A 20,097-nucleotide genomic window follows, 5' to 3' on the forward strand; every position below is an offset into this window, starting at 1 on the left:
ATTTGTTAATAATTTGCATGATATAAATTCAAGTATTAAATATCTCAGACTTAACATTGCTGAATAAATTTCAATCGAATAAACACCCAGTTGTAGGTCGGGGCATAATCCTAGCAGCGCAGCGCGGTTTGAGAGTCTTTGTTGATATTATTAGAGCAATAGCTCACTGATATATTCCTGTAATTGACACAAAAATGTCATGAAACCTTGCTAGTTTGCAGGGCTATTATTTGGTCAATTGTTTGTTGGTTATGGGTGTGAATAAAGTCGCTGAGCTAGAAAGAAATATACTACAAAACATATTAGAGCAAGGCACTATAACAACTTTATTTCAGCCAATTTATGATATTAGCAAGCAAGAGGTACTTGGGTTTGAGGCTTTAAGTCGCGGTGTGGGTTGCTTAGAAATGCCAGAACGACTGTTTCAAGCCGCCAGTACTCACAACAAACTCTCAGAGCTTGAGTTGTTATGTCGTGAAAAAGCGATAGAACGATTTGTCACACAGCAGTTGCCGGGTAAATTATTTTTAAATGTCAGCCCCAGTGCGTTACTTGATCCAAGTCACCCTAGAGGAGAAACGCGTGATTTGGTCGAAAAGTACGGTTTAGCGACCAATCGAGTTGTGATTGAAGTGACTGAGCAAGACAGGGTTGATGATGGCTTTTTACTGCTCAAAACCATTGAGCACTATCGGCAGCTTGGCTTTAACATCGCCATTGATGATTTAGGTGCGGGTTACTCTGGTTTAAAGCAATGGTCAGAGCTGTGCCCTGAATATGTAAAAGTTGATCGCTATTTTATCGACTTTTGCGACCAAAGCATTGTTAAGCGTGAGTTTTTGAAATCTATCATTGAACTGGCGAAAGCCACCAGTACATCGGTAATCGCTGAAGGGATAGAGCGGATTGAAGAACTCGCCTTGCTGGAAAAATTAGGCATTGTAAATGCTCAAGGTTTTTTGCTGGCTTACCCGCAAACTGAACCGGTAATAGAGCTCGATGCCAGTCAATGGTCGGCATTAAACTTAAAGCCGCAAGTACCTTCAAACGAACACTCTATATCGATCGGCTGGTTGGCAATGGCGCAAAATGCTATTCATCAGTGCACGCAATGTAAGGATGCGCACAAAAACTTTGAGTTGGATAAAAAACTCATGAGCTTAGCAGTGGTTAACGAGCATCGAGAACCGATCGGTTTGCTACATAGAGACCAACTTACAGAGGTATTTGCAGCACCTTATGGTCATGCGCTTTATGCCAAAAAATCGGTGATGGAGCTGATGGACAAACAGCCACTTATTGTTGATGAAAATGCGCAACTTGACCAAGTGAGTCAGCAGATCACCGAACAAGAGTTTGATATACGTCGACACATCATCATTACCCGCGAGGGTAAGTATTTAGGGCTGGCACCTTTGCGAGATATATTAAAACATATCACCGAAGAAAAAATTCGCCATGCGCAACATGCTAATCCTTTGACTATGTTACCGGGAAACGTCGCGATTAACGAAGCGATTGAAACGCGTTTGCGCAAACAATCTGGCTTCTCATTGGCGTATATTGATTTAAATCATTTTAAGCAATTTAATGATTTATATGGCTACGCCAGTGGTGACAGCGTGATCAAACTGCTCGCTGAGGTAACCGTTCAGGCCTGTGAAAACAGCCCTTGTTTTGTTGGACATATAGGTGGCGATGACTTTATGGTGGTGTTTGATGGTGATGATGCCCAGCAGCTATGCCATCAGATTATCAGCGACTTTGAACAGCAATCAAAGGCGTTTTTTACACCAGAGCATGTTAAATCTGGCGGGTATTGGGCAACTAATCGAGAAGGGCAAAAGCAGTTTGTGCCGCTTTTGACTCTGTCTATAGGACTGGTAAGGCCTGATTTAGATAGCTGTAAAAACAGCCATCAAGTTGCGGCATTGGCAACAGACGCTAAAAAAGAAGCCAAGCGTTATAGAAATAGCTATTTATTTGTTTGTAATCGTCGTCGCCCAACGGTATCTACTGTGCGGCATGGGCAGACGCAGACAGAATGCTCAGCCTAACAATTTAACGAAGGGGCGGCTTTCTTGGCACAAGGTAAGTCAAGCTGGCAATAAAAACAGTTATAAAGACTTGAGTAAAAACTCGGCTGGGTGTAGCGTAAACAAAAACAAGTTTGGAACAGATATATGCGTAAGTTCGTATTCCTGTGCCTATTGTGTAGTTGGGCGAGCGCCGTAGTTGCGACACAAACCATTTATGTCGCTAAAGAACAACGTACTTTGTACGACAGAGATTTATATCTATACGAACTGCTTGATTTAGCCCTTAAAAAAGCAGCATATGATGTAAAAATAGAACACGTAAAAGTGCATCCTCATCAGCAGCGAACCTTACTTGCACTCTCTCAAGGTGACGTAGACTTACACTGGAGCATGACAAGCCCCGAACGAGAGCAACTTGCTAGGGCTATTCGAGTTCCGCTTTTCAAAGGATTTATTGGTAAACGGGCTTTACTGGTTAATAAAACCCATTTATCTCAGTTTGACGATGTAAAGTCTTTAGCCGAATTATCTAAATTAACCGCCGTGCAAGGGCATGATTGGCCCGATACAAAAATATTAGGGCACAATAGCTTAGCGGTTCGACCAATGGCTAATTATCAAGCTATGTTTGCAATGGTCGCTCGTGGTCGGCTAGATTATTTTCCACGCTCATTCATCGAAGTAGGGGCCGAGCTGGCCGCTCAAAAAGTTGATAATTTGGTGATTTTGCCAAGTGTATACTTGCATTATCCCAGTGCCTTTTATTTTTTTGTCAACAAAGACAAGCCGCAACTTGCTAATGCGATAACCATGGGACTAGCTAAGCTACAAGCATCGGGCGAATTTGATGCGCTGTTCGAGCGTTACTTTGCGGATGTGTTAGCACAGTTGCCTTTTGACCAGAACACGATGGTACTGGAGTTGGAAAATCCGTATTTCAACATACCAGCCACGGCTGAATTACCCAAACCAGCGGTGGTCTTAAATGATAATGTACCCGCCGAGCAAGAAAAGTGAAGCATTAAAAAAGGAGCCTCGGCTCCTTTTTTATATCACGTAATAATCAATGTGATTAGCGCAGTAGTGACTCAGTCAGCACTGGACGAATTTCTTTTACCATTAGTTGGCAAAGCTTAGGAGCGCCACAGATAATGTTACCACTTTGGTTGTAACCTGCACCGCCTGCAAAGTCCATTACCATGCCACCGGCTTCTTTAACCAATAGTTCACCTGCTGCAGTATCCCAAGGCTTAAGACCGATTTCAAAGAAACCATCCACACGGCCAGCAGCAACATAAGCCATATCAAGCGCTGCAGAACCAGCACGACGAATATCAGCAGTGTGCACAAACAGTGCTTTAAATGCTTCTGTGTACGCATCAATGTGATGCTTTTGCTTGAATGGGAAGCCAGTTGCAAGTACCGAGCCTGCAATTTCAGTGCTTTTTGTAACGCGAATACGCTTAGAGTTTAATTGCGCACCTTGGCCACGTGACGCGGTGAAAAGCTCACTGCGGATTGGATCATAAATAACAGCTTGTTCAACACGACCTTTAACTTTTAAGGCGATAGAAACAGCAAAATGAGGAATGCCTTTGATGAAGTTAGTTGTACCATCAAGAGGATCGATAACCCATTGGTAATCAGCATCTTTGCCTTCTATTACTCCTAGTTCCTCACCCACAAGTGAGTGTTCGGGAAAGGCTTTAAGAATGGTATCACGGATGACGGCTTCAGCGTCTTTGTCTACGTTAGTAACAAAGTCGTTAGTGCCCTTTTGTTGAGCTTCGACTTTTGATAAATCTTCACATGCACGTAAGATCACTTTACCTGCATTACGCGCAGCGCGTACCGCAATGTTTAACATTGGATGCATAGCATTACCTTTGAGTTGTAAAAGAACATATTCGTATAGAGCCGGCGTATTCTAGCGATTTTTACCACAAAGTAAATAAGCAAATGGAAATAAAGTTGCTGCTTTTTTGTACTGCACTGTTCTGGAAAAGGAATTAGTTAGTCTGCACTGGAGTTGTGGTTAGTTAGTGCGCTTTTTACTATGGTGCCGCATCAAGGCTGTGGTAAACTCCGCAATTATTTTTTCAAGGCTTGTTTATCAATGGCATTAGAAGACATTCGTATCGTGTTAGTAAACACATCTCACTCAGGTAACATTGGCTCAGTAGCGCGTGCGATGAAAACCATGGGCCTATCTAAATTGTATTTAGTCGACCCAGCATGTGAAGTAGACAGCCACGCCAGTGCATTAGCGGCAGGCGCAACGGATGTACTGGGCAATGCCATTCGAGTCAATAAATTATCAGAAGCGATTGAAGAGTGCGCATTGACGATTGGCACAAGTGCGCGTTCTCGCACGCTTTCTTGGCCTATGGTTGAGCCTAGAGAGTGTGCTCAAAAGTTAGTGAAAGAATCGAATCATGGCCCTGTTGCATTGGTTTTTGGCCGTGAAAACAGTGGTCTAACAAATGAAGAGCTGCAGCTGTGCAACTACCACGTGTGTATTCCTGCCAATCCAGAATACAGCTCGTTAAATTTGGCGATGGCTGTACAAACACTGACCTATGAAACGCGTATGGCGTTTTTAGATGGCCAACAAGTAACCCCTGAAGTGGATGAGGCAGTTTACCCAAGTGCAAAGCAAATGGAATTATTCTACGAGCACTTAGAGAGCACGCTAAATGAAACGGGCTTTATCATCAAACAACACCCAGGCATGGTGATGACTAAACTTAAGCGTTTATTCAACCGTGCACGACCAGAAGATCAAGAACTCAATATTTTACGTGGTATTTTGACTTCAATTAATAAGTCAACAAACAAGTAACCCCTGAAATCATGCCGCTTTTAAACGCGTTTTATTGGTGATGTAGCTTGCGGCATTTAATTGAGCGTAATACTTGACTAAATTACTCAGGTAATTACAATGGTCACTAGTACTTGACTGATTTACTCGGGTATTGGGTAACTTTAGTCGTATTACGTGTGAGTAATACTTGACTATCCTAGTCAGGTAATTAAAATTTGCGGCTTGGTAAAAAGCTAGGGGGCTTCATGAAATTGACATCGAAAGGCAGATACGCAGTAACAGCAATGTTAGACGTTGCCTTGCATGCCCAAGTTGGTCCGGTCCCGCTGGCAGATATTTCAGAACGTCAGGAAATATCTCTATCTTACCTTGAACAATTATTTGCCAGACTGCGTAAACACGGATTAGTCAGATCTGTACGTGGTCCAGGCGGCGGCTATCTACTTGGTCGTGATGTGCAGAGTATTTCTGTGGGAGATGTTATCAACGCGGTTGATGAGTCTGTAGACGCTACGCGTTGCCACGGAGAAGGGGGCGGCTGCCAAAGTGGTATGCGTTGTTTAACTCATACACTGTGGTCAGATTTGAGCGTGCGCATCGAAGAGTTTTTAAACAATATTTCCCTTGCCGAGTTAGTCGCTAATTCTGATGTGCAATCTGTTGCATCGCGTCAGGATAAAAGCGTCAACAGTGCGATGAAGCAATTAGACAATATTCAAGTGAGCTGTCAACTGTAGGGTTGACGTCAAGCGGAGAAACAAATGAAATTACCGATTTATCTAGATTATGCAGCAACCACTCCGGTTGATCAGCGCGTTGCAGACGAAATGATGCAGTGTCTGACAATGGATGGCAATTTTGGTAACCCAGCTTCACGCTCACACCGTTTCGGTTGGCAGGCGGAAGAGTTAGTTGACCAAGCGCGTAACGATATCGCTGATTTAATTAACGCAGATCCGCGTGAGATCGTATTCACTTCAGGTGCTACTGAGTCAAATAACCTAGCGATTAAAGGTGCAGCGCATTTCTATAAAAAGAAAGGTAAGCACATTATCACCGTTAAAACTGAGCACAAGGCGGTACTAGATACGTGTCGTGAACTTGAGCGTCAGGGCTTTGAAGTCACCTATATGGACGTTGAAGAAAACGGTTTACTTGATTTGAAAAAGCTTGAAGCAGCCATGCGCGATGACACAATTTTAGTGAGCATCATGCATGTAAACAATGAGCTAGGCGTAATTCAAGATATTGCCACGATTGGCGAAATGTGTCGCGAACGTAAAATTATGTTCCACGTTGATGGCGCGCAAAGTGCTGGCAAAGTAAAAATTGACTTACAAGAATTAAAAGTTGATTTCATGTCATTCTCGGGTCACAAAGTGTATGGCCCCAAAGGGGTTGGCGCGTTGTATGTTCGTCGTAAACCTCGTGCTCGCTTAGAAGCGCAAATGCACGGTGGTGGTCACGAGCGTGGTATGCGTTCTGGCACATTAGCAACACACCAGTTAGTTGGTATGGGCACTGCGTTTCGTATCGCAAAAGAAGATTTTGAAAAAGATCACGCTCACATCAGTGCATTACGTCAACGTTTAATTGATGGCGTGATGGGCATGGACGAAGTGTATTTTAATGGTGCCATTGAGCAGTCAGTGCCCGGCATTGTGAACATTAGCTTCAACTTTGTTGAAGGTGAGTCGTTGTTGATGGCAGTGAAAGATATTGCCGTTTCATCTGGTTCAGCTTGTACGTCAGCAAGCTTAGAGCCCTCTTATGTGCTACGCGCATTAGGGCGTAACGATGAATTAGCACATAGCTCAATTCGTTTTAGTATTGGTCGTTTCACAACAGAAGAAGAAATTGATTACACCGTCAACCTAATCAAAGATTCAATTGGCCGTTTACGTGAAATGTCACCGCTGTGGGAAATGCATCAAGAAGGCATTGACCTAGATAGCGTTGAATGGGCACATCATTAAGCAAATTTTTGCTTGTAGCCAAGCGTTATGAGCACATAGTGAGGAAATAGTTATGGCTTACAGTGAAAAAGTAATAGACCACGTGGAAAACCCACGTAATGTTGGTTCATTAGATAAAAATGACCCAAGCGTAGCGACTGGTATGGTAGGTGCGCCTGCGTGTGGTGACGTAATGAAGTTACAAATTAAAGTGTCTGATCAAGGTATTATTGAAGACGCAAAATTTAAAACATACGGTTGTGGTAGTGCAATTGCATCATCATCATTGGTCACTGAGTGGGTGAAAGGTAAAAGCCTTGAAGAAGCTGCGACTATCAAAAACACTGATATCAGCGCTGAACTAGAGTTACCGCCAGTTAAAATTCACTGCTCAATTTTAGCAGAAGACGCTATTCAAGCAGCAATTGCAGATTATAAAAGTAAACAAGCGAAGTAAGAGTAAAGAACCATGGCAGTGACATTGACAGACGCAGCGGCAAACCGAGTTCAGGCCTTTTTAGCAAATCGTGGCAAAGGCATAGGTTTACGTGTTGGCATTAAAACCACGGGCTGTTCAGGTCTTGCATATGTACTTGAGTTTGTTGACGAACTAGACGAAGGCGACGAAGTATTTGAGCACAATGATGTGAAAATAATCGTTGATGCCAAAAGCCTAGTTTATATTGACGGCACCGAGCTTGATTACACCAAAGAAGGTCTTAATGAAGGGTTTAAGTTTAATAACCCAAATCAAAAAGACGAATGTGGTTGTGGCGAGAGCTTTACGGTATAAACGCCGAACTGGTTGATTTTCAAAGCCCTGCCTTGGTAGGGCTTTGTCGTATATTTGCAATGCGCGTAAAGCGCACCTCTTAGGTAAGTAAAAGACATGCGCTATTTTGAGTTATTTAACATTCCAGTCGATTATCATGTTGATCTTGCAAAGATAAATCAGCAATACCTAGAGCTTCAACGTGTAGTGCACCCCGATCGCTTTGCCGGAAAAGGTGAGCGAGAAAAGCTGCTGGCAGTACAAAAAACAGCAGAAATAAACGATGCACTTTCGATACTAAAACATCCAGTAAAACGTGCTGAATATATGCTCAGTGAGCGCGGTGTAGATATACGCGCTGAGCAGCAAACACTGCAAGATCCTATATTTTTGATGCAGCAAATGGAGATGCGTGAAGCGCTTGAAGAGTTGCCTCAAAGTGATGATGTAGAAGCGGCTATTGAACAGTTTGAACAGCAAATCAAGGCGTTAGATGTTGAATTTAGTCAGCAATTAGCACAGCAGCTTAGCAGTGACAATGAGCAAGACTTACAGTTGGCCGCCGACAACATTCGCAAACTTAAGTTTGTATACAAGTTGCGTGACGAATTAGCGCGTATCGAAGACAATTTATTTGATTAATTTCTCGACTCCTGGTTAAAGCGAGTCTAAAAGTGAAAGAGCATTATGGCATTATTGCAAATTGCTGAGCCGGGGCAGAGCGCGGCACCACATGAACATAAATTAGCAGTTGGTATTGATCTTGGAACCACTAACTCTTTAGTTGCCACTGTACAAAGCGGTGAAGCAAAAACGCTTGCTGACTTTGATGGCTCGGTGATGTTGCCATCGGTGGTGCGCTATCAAGCTGACGATGTGGTTGTAGGCAGTGCAGCGCAACAAGCATCCGCTGAAGATCCAACAAACACCTTAATCTCTGTAAAACGCTTTCTAGGCAAAACGCAACAAGAAATTGAGCAAAGTTATGGTCAATTACCTTATGAATTTGTGCAAACTGAAAGTGGTCTTGCCGTTCACACTGTAGCGGGGCCTGTTAGCCCTGTGCAAGCCTCTGCTGAAATTTTAAAAAGCTTGCGTGCTCGCGCTGAAGCTAGTTTTGCCGGTGAAGAGCTACAAGGTGCTGTGATCACTGTGCCGGCGTATTTTGATGACGCGCAGCGCCAAAGTACCAAAGATGCTGCAGAGCTTGCTGGGTTAAAAGTACTTCGCTTACTTAATGAACCAACCGCAGCTGCGGTAGCGTATGGCTTGGATTCTGGGCAAGAAGGCGTGATAGCTGTCTATGACTTAGGTGGTGGCACGTTTGATATTTCCATTTTACGTTTAAACCAAGGTGTATTTGAAGTACTGGCAACGGGCGGTGACTCAAGCTTGGGTGGTGATGATTTTGACTCTACATTAGTGAACTTATTTAAGTCTCAAACGGGTATTAATGATTTAAATGCCAAAGAGTTACGCTTATTCATCAATAAAGCAAAGGCCTGCAAAGAAGCGCTAAGTAGCTACGAAACTGTTAACGTTAAACTTGAACTGCGTGAGCAAAGCCATACGGTTACTATTACTCGTGATGAGTTTGCAGAGCTAGTGATGCCGTTGGTGAAAAAAACACTAAGAGCCTGTCGTCGTGCAGCAAAAGATGCCGGTGTCAGCAATGAAGAAATCTTACAAGTAGTGATGGTCGGTGGCTCTACGAGAATGCCTGTTATTCGTGAGCAAGTCGAAGCGTTTTTTGAAAAACAACCACTGACTTCCATTGACCCTGATAGAGTGGTTGCTATTGGCGCGGCGATTCAAGCGGATATTCTTGTTGGTAACAAGCCTGACTCAGAGATGTTGTTGCTAGATGTACTGCCACTGTCGCTTGGGTTAGAAACCATGGGTGGGTTGGTTGAAAAAATCATTCCACGTAATACCACCATTCCAGTTGCTCGCGCCCAAGAATTTACTACTTTTAAAGATGGTCAAACGGCTATGTCATTGCATGTGTTGCAAGGGGAGCGTGAGCTGGTAGATGATTGTCGTTCTTTAGCTAAGTTTAGCCTCAAAGGTATTCCTCCAATGGCGGCGGGCGCAGCGCATATTCGCGTGACCTTTAAAGTGGACGCGGATGGTTTGCTAAGTGTGTCGGCGGTGGAAAAATCAACGGGCGTACAGGCTGAAATTCAGGTGAAACCGTCATTTGGTTTATCCGATGATCAAGTGGCGCAAATGCTTAAAGAGTCAATGAGTAATGCCAAAGAAGACATGCAAGCGCGTATGCTTAAAGAGCAGCAAGTGGAAGCTCTACGTGTGCTCGAAGCGCTAGAGGCATCACTTGCAACTGACAGCGCACTGCTCAATGAGCAGGAGCTGACTCACTTACGTGAACAAATGACTATACTTGCTCAAACGCGTGAGCAGGCACAATCGCCAGATGAAATCAAAAATGCGATTGAAAAAGTAGATGCGGCGAGCAGTGAGTTTGCTTCGCGTCGCATGGATGTATCAATCAAACAAGCACTGCAAGGGCAGTCGGTAGACGAGGTTTAATATGCCACAAATCATCTTTTTACCCCATGAAGAGCTTTGTCCTGAAGGCGCTGCCATTGAAGCACCAAAAGGACAAACGGTATTAGACGCAGCGCTTAAAAATGGCATCAGCATTCCACATGCCTGTGAAAAGTCATGTGCCTGTACTACATGCCATGTGATTGTGCGTGAAGGGTTTGACTCTCTAGAAGAAAGTGATGAACTAGAAGACGACATGCTAGATAAAGCATGGGGCTTAGAAGCTGAATCTCGTCTAGGTTGCCAAGCTGTGATAGCAGATGAAGATTTAGTCGTTGAAATTCCAAAGTACAACCTAAATATCGTCAACGAAGAACATTAATTGCTTCGTCCTATTTAAAGTACACTAAAAAAGCCACAGCAAACGCTGTGGCTTTTTTGTATTGCAAATTTAAGGTGCGATTCAATCATTACCTTAACAAGCTGGCCCTTTAAATTATTGAAAATAACGTGTGATAGTGTGCGCGTGCCAACGCATTTTTCACTGATAAAAGATGTCGATACCGAGCACCTTACCCAAGTTACTTGCTATTACACAAAGAAATAATTTGGATATATTAAGTGCTAAGGGTTTACTTCCTTTTATCGCATTTTTGCTTGCGAGTGCGTCAACATTGGGTATTGTTTGTATTACTCACTTCTCAACGTTATTTTTTGGAACAGAAAGGAAAAATAGAAGGTACGCGAGGCAAGTAAGACAGGTAGGAGTTGGTTTTTAATTAAGACATAGATGATAAGGTGGCTCAGATAAGAGAACCACCTTATAGGTGAAAGATTATAGGTTCAATGGGTTAAAAAGAGAGTATTACTTTAACCGTATTATCTACTTCACTTTTCAAAATATAACCAATTGTGTAATTGTCTTTTGAAACTAGCTCCTTCATTTCAGCTGAGGAACCTACTCTTTGTAGTGGCGGCATTTTGCCAGTGAAAATTTGCCTTGCCATGTAGGCTTTGTAACGCTCAGGTTGTTTTTCTACAACTGAATTTGCAAACTCAGCAAATGTGTCAGACTCATTATCCATTTCGAGTATCATTATCTTTGAACCGCTAGGGAGCAACTGCTCCTTACCAAGAAATATGCGCTTAACATACTCTTTATCTAAGTTCTCTGAAAAGTTCTTATTTGCAATTATCACTAAGTTAGCATTTGCTGAAAAAGATAGAAGCAAGGTTGCTACCAGTATTATAACTCGATAAAACATACTCACCTCCGATCAAAAAATAAAGCTAACTGAAGCACTTAAAACACCAGCATCAAGTTGCGGTCTGACGGGGTCATTAACTTCAATCTTAAAGTCGGTATAGGAGTAATCGATTTTTACTGCTGTGCCCCTATCTAAGTTGTATTTTACACCAAGGGTGTATGTCTTTTTGTCTTCGTCAGTTCGGCCGATGGCGTCACGTAATAGAGGCTTCACAGGGTCTGTGTCTGCGACCATATCTAATATTTCATATTGAGGCTCAGTATCAAATCGCTCGTAGGTAATGTGAGGTTGAAATTTACCCCAAAAATATACAAAGGATACATAGTAGCCTACAGGGTTAGTAAAAATACTATCGTCCACTTTATTGTGGGTATATTCACCTAAGACCATCCAGTCATCAAACTCAGCTTTCAGTGCAATACCTGCGTTTGTTGCACTGTCTCCTTGAGGCAAAATGGCATTGGCAACGGATACTGATACCTTTGGCATTTCTGGACCAGGGGGGCCTGGCATCGCCATAGGATTTGCCTCAGCTGGAAGTAAAGGAATTGCCGCACTGGCGAAAACTGCTGGAATCGTTACTTTAGATTTAAAGTAAGAAGCGCGCATACTTAACCAGTCTTTTTGCAGCGACCACGAGAAACCGGCCATGAAGTCAATATCTACTGAGCCACCTGGAGAGGTCTCATGTAAGGTGCCATAGAATAACTGCAAGTTAGAGTCTATTTCACCATATACAGAGCGGTACATTGCACTTGCACCTTCCATATTATTGAATAAAGGAATATAAACAGACTGCGGTGGTCTTATCCAGTGGTAGGAGTAACCAATATCAAGACTTTCACTATAATTATAAAAAGGTGTTCTAAATTTACCAACTTTAAAACTCCAATTTCGGTCAAGAATATAAGTTAGATATAGCCACTCTATCTTGGTATCAAAGTCGTTCATACCTCGAGAGGTTAGCTGTAAAGTTGCTGATGTTTTACTACCTATATCACTGTAGAGTTGGACGCCAGCTAGAGATTCAGGTTTAAATTGAACATCGTCTTTGTAAAAACCCAAGGGCTTCTCAGAATCCAGTGTAGAGCCCATGGTTACCGTACCAAACCCACTGATTCTCACTCCCTGACTATAGGTTGCTTGACTAAATAATAGCAACAGAGTTGGTAGCATTAAATAGAGGGTAAACCTCGAAATATTACTCATAATGTATTCCTATTGTTAACGCAGAGAAGGTATTTTGTGCCGCCTTGATTTAGTAGCTAGAGGCACATTTAAAGTTTAGTTTTTTGTTTGCTTTTATCAACTTACCCTATTAGTTTTTGTATTTTGGGGTATCTCTATAATGAATTTTGCGCCTTTGTGACTGTGTTCACATGTAATACTTCCCTGCATTATGTCTACCACTGAATTGTAAATAATGTTCATACCTATCCCAAGCCGAGCTTGCATGGAATGCGTGGTAAAAAAGGGCGTAAAGATTTTTTCAATGTCTTCGATGGGAATGCCGATACCATCATCCTGATAGTCTATTGCGATGATGTTTTTTGTTACTTTTTCTGAAATAAATATATTGATGTTAATTGTTTTATTTTGGGCTCCATGGACACAGCTATTTTCAATCAGCTGCTCGAAGACTTTGTAAAGTACATCAGGGTAGCTCACTATTTCAATATCGGGGCCGTTGACTTGAAATGTAAACTGCTGAGACTTCTGTTCCATCAATTGTGTGATTTTAGATTGCAAAAACGAGTTGATTAAAAAAGGTGTAGGGCGTGTTTCTTCTAAATGTTCCGAGATCATTTTAAACCTTTGAATAAAGCCATCAGCTTTTTTGCTATTAGAATTTGTAAGAGCCAAAGCATGTTCTGCGTGCTCAATAAACAACTCTAAATCTTTTGAGCCAAGTTTTTTTTGCTTATATCGCTTTTTAAGCGTCTTTAGGGCATCACTTAGTGCCGAGCTTGATGTAATAATAATACCTAATGGGGTATTCAGTTGATGAGCCATTCCGGAAACAAGCGTGGTCATGGCTGACATATTCTGTTCACTTGTTAATGCTTTTTGTGTGTTGGCAAGGTCTTCTAAAGCGGTAACAAGCTTTTTATGTTTTCTGGTATGCAGTGTCAAAAATAGAATAGAAAGTGATGTGACGAAAAAGCATGCACTAACTATAACTATGGTTAACTGTTTTATATTGTTGTTTTTAGCTGCAATCAACTCGTTCTCTTTGGTCAGTTGTATGATGTCTAGCTCTTTACTTGCGAGTTCTGAAGCTGCAATATAGTTTTTTAAATCAACAAGTTGCCTTTGTTTTTCTAAAAGGTTTTGAGCATGTATATACGGTTTGACTAACTCTGCCGCTCGGCTTTGCATATTTTGGGAGTGATAAAACTCAATCGCAGAGCTGTATAACTGTATTATCGTGGGGAGACTTAAAAGAGGTGATTTAGCCGCTATCATATTGTCGGCAAGTTCAAGTGCTGCTGCAATTTCATTTGTTTTGAGATAAATATTAAAAAGGTGCAGTTGTGCCTTTTGTTTTGCTTCATATGCTTTGTGTTTTTCCAATGAAGCGATTGATTTAATTATCCACTTTGCAGCATCTGGTTGCTTTAGTGTGTATTTAAGCCACCCTTTAAGATAGTAGCTACGAGTAGCGGGTAATGAATCAGGTAACTCATATGTTAAGCGCAGCGCTTGATTTAAATAGTTTTCGGCCTGCTGATATTTTTCTTGTCTAATCGATAATTCTGTCAACAGATTGAGCGACTTATGCTTGTGCTGGAGAAAGTCACTCGCTGTCGCCTTATCATGGTATTGGGATAGATAATAGTACGCTTCTTGATGTCGTTGCATATGCATAAAGTAATCACCGATAAAAGCTAAGTTGATGAGTATTCTTTGCTGATTTTTCTCAATGAGAGCTAACTCATATGCGGATAGGTAGTGAGCAGTAGCTTGATTATGGAGTGACAGCTGTGAGAAAGCATGAGCGGTGAGCATGTATTGTAAATAAAGGTATTGGCTCTGTTCGGTTTTTATATTGCTATTGATGTGTGATAGAAGTTCAAAAGCTTTGGGGGTTTTTGAGTTTATGAGTAGGTGTAAAACATCTAAGTAGTGTTCACGTATCTGTGAGTTTGTAATTGATAAAATTTCCTGTTTAAGGTATTCCTTGTCAGACCCAAAATTATTTTGGTAAGCGTGAGCAAAGCTATATAAACACGCTACAACTAAACAAATGTTGAGATAGAAAGACAAGCTTTTCAATATGAACTAGACCCATATTGTTGCTAATTAACTAAGAGTAATAGACAAACATATGGTGAGCAAATTAACGTGTAAGTTTTTATTTGTTTTTAAAAAAGACCTAAGGACAGTAATTTATTTATATCAAATAGTTATATGAATCTAAGTCTTATTGTGAATTCATTGTATTTCCTCAATAAGTGAGCTTATTTTATTCTGCAGTACAGTTTGTATCTTTGTTTTAGTACATTTTTACGATTAGTATTATTGAATTTGAACAGTAAAGCGTTTGTTGATAGGTAATATGACCGCTTAAGAGTTATATGCGTTTAAAGTGGGCATTCAATGATGACAACTGCCCAAACATACGCCTGATAAGAGTTCTTAGCTGAAAATATTAGTTAGGCTGTGGCTTTTTATGTTTGTAAGAGGTTAAAAATGAGTTTATTAACTGGGTTAGAACATTCACTGATAGCGGGTGATGAGTATCAGGGAAAAAAGCGGTTCAGTGTGTTGAATCCAGCCAACGCCGAGCAAATAGCCTATGTATCACAAGTAGACGAGCAAGGCGTAAAATTGGCGCTGAACAGCGCACTGACTACATTCGATGCGTTAAAACAAACAAGTGCAGCACAGCGTAGTGAGGTGTTACAGCGTTGGTTTGAGTTAGTGATAGAGCACAAAGCGGTGTTGGCACGCTTGCTTACACAAGAGCAGGGCAAGCCACTAAAAGAGGCTATGGGAGAAGTTGATTATGCCGCAGGCTTCATTCAGTGGTATGGCGAGCAAGCTAAGCGTAACTATGGCGAAATTATTCCAGCCAATGATCAACAGCATCAGTTACGCATAGTTAAACAAGGTGTAGGCGTAGTGCTTGGCATCACACCGTGGAACTTTCCGTTGGCGATGATCACCCGTAAAGTCGCGCCAGCATATGCAGCAGGGTGTAGTTTTATTTTAAAACCATCAGAGCAAACGCCATTAAGTGCCATTGCACTGGCAAAACTTGCGCTGGAGGCTGGCATGCAAAAAGGGGCGTTTCAGGTATTGCTTACCTCTGATTCTGCAGCGCTAATTAAACCTTTGTGCGAAAACCCAGATATCCGCAAACTGACTTTTACAGGCTCAACGAAGGTTGGAGCGACATTACTTTCACAATGTGCAGGCACCATTAAGCGCACTTCTATGGAACTCGGTGGTAATGCGCCGTTTATTTTTTTTGAATCGGCAAATATCGACAATGCAATCACTGGCTTAATGGCTGCTAAATTCAGAAATGCAGGGCAAACGTGTGTTGCTGCTAACCGTATTTTAATTCAACAAAGTATTGAGCAAACGGTTTTAGCGCATCTTGTAGAAGCAGTAGCACAACTCGTTGTAGGTGATGGTCTAAGCGAAGGGGTCGACATTGGCCCCTTGATCACTGTTGAAGCAAAACAAAAGGCCCAAAAGCTCGTTGCTGAAGCGGTTGAGCAAGGCGCAAAGATTGTGTACCAAGGAGAAGAACTCGACGGCAGCTTTATGGCACCTATGATTTTGACGGGCGTCACACCACAGATGCAGATTGCTCAACAAGAAATATTTGCGCCAGTGGTCAGTGTGATGTCATTTTCAGACGAAAGCCAAGCTTTGCACATCGCCAATGACGTAAAAGAGGGTCTTGCTGCATATTTTTACTCACAGGATGTATCACAAATACATCGAGTTTCTATGTCTCTTGAATACGGTATGGTGGGCATTAATGAGGGCATGGTTTCTAATCCTGTAGCACCCTTTGGTGGAGTAAAGCAGTCTGGTTTAGGGCGTGAAGGTGCACATCAAGGGCTTGATGAGTATCTGGATATAAAGTATCTATGCCAAAAGTTTGATTAGCGCAATTTTTGCAATGACTTTTCATTAGTTGTAAAGCGAGATACACTTTCGCGTCTGATTGTTTTTTATCTTTTTTGCAAGGAGCAATGTCGTTGCAACAACTAATAGATGCCCCTACATTGGTGGTATTAGCTGCGGGCTTAGGTAGTCGTTTTGGTGGTAGCAAGCAAATAGCAGTATTACCTAGTATTGAACGCACCATCATGGAGTTAAGCATCGAAGATGCGTACGCAGCGGGCGTGAGGCGGGCAGTATTAGTAATAAGTGCGCGTGTTCGACAGGTCATTGAACAACAAATCTTACCGCGTTTACCAAAAGAGTTAGAAGTGATTTTGGTTGAACAGCGGGTGAGTGATGTGCCTGAACAGTTTATTGAACTAGCTAAACAACGCGAAAAACCCTGGGGAACAGGGCATGCATTGTTAACTGCAAAGCCATATATCACAGGCCCCGCTATTGTCATTACGGCGGATGATTACTATGGCAAACAAGCTTATATCCAAATGGTCCATCACTTTCAACGCTCGCCACGCAATATGGCGATGGTTGCTTACGCTTTGGTTAACACGCTTTCGTCAGCGGGCGGAGTTAACCGAGGAATATGCCAGTTAGAGGGAAACAGGCTCGTTGGTGTTAAAGAATATGAAAATATTCAGCAAACTGAGCGTGGGCTCATAGGGTCGTTTGACGATGCTTCTCACACTTTACCCAATACAGCGTTAGCCTCAATGACGTTTTGGGGGGTAACGGAAGCGCTTTTTGCCGAACTAGAGTATGGTTTCAACGAGTTTCTAAGAACTTATGACAGCGATGTCATAAAAGAGTATTATTTACCGAATTGTATTGAACAATGTATCGTATCAAAAAACATGGACTTGACTGTCTATTCAGCCAAAGATCATTGGTATGGCGTTACGTTTAAAGAAGAATTAGCAGCGGTGGCAGGAAAAATAAATGAACAACGCTAATAATGAGAGTGAGGCTCTCAATAGTTGTATGCCATTAGTCAATGAGGTTAGCATGGAAAATAGTGCAGTAGCGGCACAACTATCACAGCAATTTGGGTTGGCAGGTGAGAAGCCTGTAATGAACCCAATTGGCAATGGTCACATTAATACAACTATGTTGCTTAAAGATGGTAAGCAAGCTGTAGTAGTACAAAAACTAAATACAGACGTATTCCCAAACCCAGATCATTTGGTCGAGAATGCCAGAGCGATTGAGCAACACTTGGCTAAAAAAGCCAATAATGGGGAGTATGATTTAAATATAATCAAACACCTACCCACTATAAAAAATGATTATTTAGTGAATTTAAGTGGCGGTGTATGGCGTGCATTAGAATTCATTGGCGGAAGTTATAGTGAAGATGTGGTCGACTCTATAGACAAAGCACAAACTGCGGCCAATGCGTTTGGATTGTTTGCCAAAGCGCTTGAAGATTTTGAAGCGCAGCAGCTCCACCATGTAATCCCTGATTTTCACAACTTGGCTAAACGCATCGAAGCATTTGAACATGTGCTAGCGGAAGATGCACATGAACGTTCGGCGCAATGCGAAGATGTTATAGCATTTTGCCAATCTCAGTTCTCCCTTGCTGATGAGTTACAAAAAACATGTCAAACAATTCCACTTCGACCTTGCCATAACGACACAAAAATCAACAACATGTTGTTTTGTAGCAAAACCAATCAAAGCAAAGCGGTTATTGATATGGACACTTGTATGCCTGGCTATTGGTTGTTTGATTTTGGCGATATGGTACGAACATTTTGCTCGCCAGAGGCCGAAGACTCAACAGATCTAGATAACGTGCTTGTTCGAGAAGAAATTTTTTCGGCGATTGTACAAGGGTATGTAGAGCCTTTGGCTGATATTTTAACAGAGCAAGAAAAACAGAGCTTTCTGCTAGGCGCTAAAGTAATGCCATTTATGATAGGTTTGCGCTTTTTGACTGATTATTTGGATGGTGATAACTACTTTGCGACTCACCGAGCGCAACATAATTTGCAACGTGCTCGTAATCAATTCAAGCTATATCAAGATGTATTAGACAAAGAAAAAACGCTTAGAAGCATTTTGGCTCGCTACTGATCAAAGAACACAAGGTACCTAAGTGTCTTGTGTTTTTATACTCCGTTTACTTAATCGCATTCACTTTGCATTGTCACTAAGATGGGGTAGCTTGCTAAGTGAAGTATCTTTTAAGGAACAATCATAATGACAAAAATGAATCGCCGTGATTTTTTAAAGGCTGCGGGGAGTGCTGTAGGCGCGGCTGCGCTTACTACAACGTTATCAGGTTGCGCTCAGCACAACGCATCTAATATCGCGCCATCGCGCCAAGGTCGCTCTGTAATGGGGCTGGTGAGCGAAAAGCTAGATATAGTACGCGTGGCTTTTATTGGGGTAGGCCAGCGTGGTTTTGGTCATGTTAAAAGAATGAGCCAGATAGAAGGCACCCGTATCGTGGCGATTTGCGATACCCATGATGAAGTACTCACTCGTTCTGTTAACTACCTAGTAGAGCAAGGGGTAGAAGCGCCAAGCGTATATAAAGGGGCTGAACTAGCTTATCAAGATATGCTAGCGCGAGATGATATTGACATTGTGATTATTTCTACGCCATGGAAATGGCATGCTCCTATGGCAATCGACACCATGAACAGCAACAAGCATGCATTTGTTGAAGTGCCTTTGGCGCTTAGCGTGGAAGAAATGTGGGACATAGTCGACACTGCTGAGCGTACGCAACGTCATTGTATGATGATGGAAAATGTCAACTATGGTCGAGATGAGTTGATGGTGCTCAATATGGTTCGCCAGGGACTATTTGGAGAGCTACTGCATGGCGAAGCCGCTTACATCCATGAACTACGTTGGCAAATGAAGGAAGTTGAACATAAAACCGGCTCTTGGCGTACTGATTGGCATACCAAACGCAATGGCAACTTGTACCCGACCCACGGCTTAGGCCCAGTATCTCAGTACATGAATATCAACCGAGGTGATCGCTTTGACTATTTGACCTCAATGAGTTCACCGTCTTTGGGTCGCACAGCGTATGCAAAACGTGAATTTGCCCCTGAACATCAGCGTAACCAAGCGAAGTATATTGCAGGTGACATGAACACCACGATGATCAAAACTGTGCAAGGCAGAAGCATCATGGTACAACATGATACAACAACACCAAGGCCTTATTCACGACATAATTTGATTCAAGGAACCAACGGCGTGTTTGCTGGTTTTCCAAATCGCATAGCGCTAGAACAAGGTGGTGATAAAAGCTTCCATGAATGGGATTATGATATGCAAAGTTGGTATGACAAATATGATCATCCACTTTGGTTGCGAATGGGTGAAGAAGCTCAGCGCAATGGTGGACATGGTGGAATGGACTTTTTGATGTTTTGGCGGATGATTTATTGTTTACGCAATGGTGAGCCACTCGATCAAGACGTTTACGATGGAGCAGCATGGTCAGTGATATCGCCACTTTCAGCACAATCAGTGGCAAACAGAAGTGCTGCTATTGATATTCCGGACTTTACTCGAGGTGCTTGGCAGCAAGGTAAACCATTAGGCATTATAGGGGCGTAAA

General features: G+C 42.2%; 18 protein-coding genes. 14 read left to right on the plus strand and 4 right to left on the minus strand.

The window, feature by feature from the left end; genetic code table 11:
- Positions 1-287 precede the first annotated feature (287 nt).
- Both HG263_RS15660 and HG263_RS15665 read left to right on the plus strand, forming a co-directional pair.
- Positions 288-2,057, plus strand: coding sequence for a GGDEF domain-containing protein (locus HG263_RS15660; RefSeq protein WP_439331996.1), 1,770 nt, complete (start codon positions 288-290; stop codon positions 2,055-2,057).
- A 126-nt stretch (positions 2,058-2,183) separates the two neighbouring features.
- Positions 2,184-3,056, plus strand: coding sequence for a substrate-binding periplasmic protein (locus HG263_RS15665; protein ID WP_171627029.1), 873 nt, complete (start codon positions 2,184-2,186; stop codon positions 3,054-3,056).
- A 55-nt stretch (positions 3,057-3,111) separates the two neighbouring features.
- Here HG263_RS15665 and suhB read toward each other — a convergent pair whose 3' ends face one another.
- Positions 3,112-3,915 carry an inositol-1-monophosphatase gene (gene suhB / locus HG263_RS15670; protein ID WP_171627030.1) on the minus strand — a complete coding sequence of 268 codons (804 nt, stop codon included), beginning with the start codon at positions 3,913-3,915 and terminating at the stop codon, positions 3,112-3,114.
- 240 nt (positions 3,916-4,155) lie between these two features.
- On the opposite strand from suhB, the gene trmJ reads away from it, so the two are divergent.
- The 8 genes from trmJ to fdx all read left to right on the plus strand — a co-directional run bounded on the left by trmJ (position 4,156) and on the right by fdx (position 10,480).
- Entirely contained in the window at positions 4,156-4,881 is a 726-nt protein-coding gene (gene trmJ, locus HG263_RS15675; RefSeq protein ID WP_171627031.1) for a tRNA (cytosine(32)/uridine(32)-2'-O)-methyltransferase TrmJ, read from the plus strand.
- Positions 4,882-5,108: 227 nt separating this feature from the next.
- Positions 5,109-5,600, plus strand: coding sequence for a Fe-S cluster assembly transcriptional regulator IscR (gene iscR, locus HG263_RS15680; RefSeq protein ID WP_171627032.1), 492 nt, complete (start codon positions 5,109-5,111; stop codon positions 5,598-5,600).
- Between the two features lie 24 nt (positions 5,601-5,624).
- Positions 5,625-6,839, plus strand: a complete 1,215-nt coding sequence (locus HG263_RS15685) for an IscS subfamily cysteine desulfurase (RefSeq protein WP_171627033.1) — start codon at positions 5,625-5,627, stop codon at positions 6,837-6,839.
- Positions 6,840-6,891: 52 nt separating this feature from the next.
- The gene (iscU, locus tag HG263_RS15690) at positions 6,892-7,275 is read left to right on the plus strand and encodes a Fe-S cluster assembly scaffold IscU (RefSeq protein ID WP_171627035.1); all 384 of its coding nucleotides are present in this window, start codon (positions 6,892-6,894) and stop codon (positions 7,273-7,275) included.
- Positions 7,276-7,287: 12 nt separating this feature from the next.
- The gene (gene iscA / locus HG263_RS15695) at positions 7,288-7,611 is read left to right on the plus strand and encodes an iron-sulfur cluster assembly protein IscA (protein WP_152085001.1); all 324 of its coding nucleotides are present in this window, start codon (positions 7,288-7,290) and stop codon (positions 7,609-7,611) included.
- A 96-nt stretch (positions 7,612-7,707) separates the two neighbouring features.
- The gene (gene hscB, locus HG263_RS15700) at positions 7,708-8,232 is read left to right on the plus strand and encodes a co-chaperone HscB (protein ID WP_171627036.1); all 525 of its coding nucleotides are present in this window, start codon (positions 7,708-7,710) and stop codon (positions 8,230-8,232) included.
- 45 nt (positions 8,233-8,277) lie between these two features.
- Complete coding sequence (gene hscA, locus HG263_RS15705; RefSeq protein ID WP_171627037.1) at positions 8,278-10,140, plus strand: Fe-S protein assembly chaperone HscA; 1,863 nt, start codon at positions 8,278-8,280, stop codon at positions 10,138-10,140.
- A 1-nt stretch (position 10,141) separates the two neighbouring features.
- Positions 10,142-10,480: an ISC system 2Fe-2S type ferredoxin gene (gene fdx / locus HG263_RS15710; protein WP_171627038.1), complete on the plus strand. Its 339-nt coding sequence runs from the start codon at positions 10,142-10,144 to the stop codon at positions 10,478-10,480.
- A gap of 469 nt (positions 10,481-10,949) precedes the next feature.
- On the opposite strand, the gene HG263_RS15715 is transcribed toward fdx, so the two are convergent.
- The 3 genes from HG263_RS15715 to HG263_RS15725 form a co-directional block, all read right to left on the minus strand.
- Positions 10,950-11,363 carry a type 2 periplasmic-binding domain-containing protein gene (locus HG263_RS15715; protein ID WP_171627039.1) on the minus strand — a complete coding sequence of 138 codons (414 nt, stop codon included), beginning with the start codon at positions 11,361-11,363 and terminating at the stop codon, positions 10,950-10,952.
- Positions 11,364-11,375: 12 nt separating this feature from the next.
- Positions 11,376-12,575, minus strand: a complete 1,200-nt coding sequence (locus tag HG263_RS15720; RefSeq protein ID WP_171627040.1) for a porin — start codon at positions 12,573-12,575, stop codon at positions 11,376-11,378.
- A 96-nt stretch (positions 12,576-12,671) separates the two neighbouring features.
- Positions 12,672-14,642 carry a sensor histidine kinase gene (locus HG263_RS15725; RefSeq protein ID WP_171627041.1) on the minus strand — a complete coding sequence of 657 codons (1,971 nt, stop codon included), beginning with the start codon at positions 14,640-14,642 and terminating at the stop codon, positions 12,672-12,674.
- 417 nt (positions 14,643-15,059) lie between these two features.
- On the opposite strand from HG263_RS15725, the gene HG263_RS15730 reads away from it, so the two are divergent.
- The 4 genes from HG263_RS15730 to HG263_RS15745 all read left to right on the plus strand — a co-directional run bounded on the left by HG263_RS15730 (position 15,060) and on the right by HG263_RS15745 (position 20,096).
- On the plus strand, positions 15,060-16,493 hold the full coding sequence (locus tag HG263_RS15730; protein WP_171627042.1) for an NAD-dependent succinate-semialdehyde dehydrogenase: 1,434 nt from the start codon (positions 15,060-15,062) through the stop codon (positions 16,491-16,493).
- A gap of 92 nt (positions 16,494-16,585) precedes the next feature.
- On the plus strand, positions 16,586-17,461 hold the full coding sequence (locus HG263_RS15735; RefSeq protein WP_246240000.1) for a sugar phosphate nucleotidyltransferase: 876 nt from the start codon (positions 16,586-16,588) through the stop codon (positions 17,459-17,461).
- Between the two features lie 52 nt (positions 17,462-17,513).
- On the plus strand, positions 17,514-18,587 hold the full coding sequence (locus HG263_RS15740) for a phosphotransferase enzyme family protein (protein ID WP_171627200.1): 1,074 nt from the start codon (positions 17,514-17,516) through the stop codon (positions 18,585-18,587).
- Between the two features lie 126 nt (positions 18,588-18,713).
- Positions 18,714-20,096, plus strand: a complete 1,383-nt coding sequence (locus HG263_RS15745) for a Gfo/Idh/MocA family protein (protein ID WP_171627045.1) — start codon at positions 18,714-18,716, stop codon at positions 20,094-20,096.
- Position 20,097: the final 1 nt, after the last annotated feature.

This window comes from Pseudoalteromonas caenipelagi, assembly GCF_013140855.1.
GTDB classification, from domain to species: Bacteria; Pseudomonadota; Gammaproteobacteria; order Enterobacterales; family Alteromonadaceae; genus Pseudoalteromonas; species Pseudoalteromonas caenipelagi.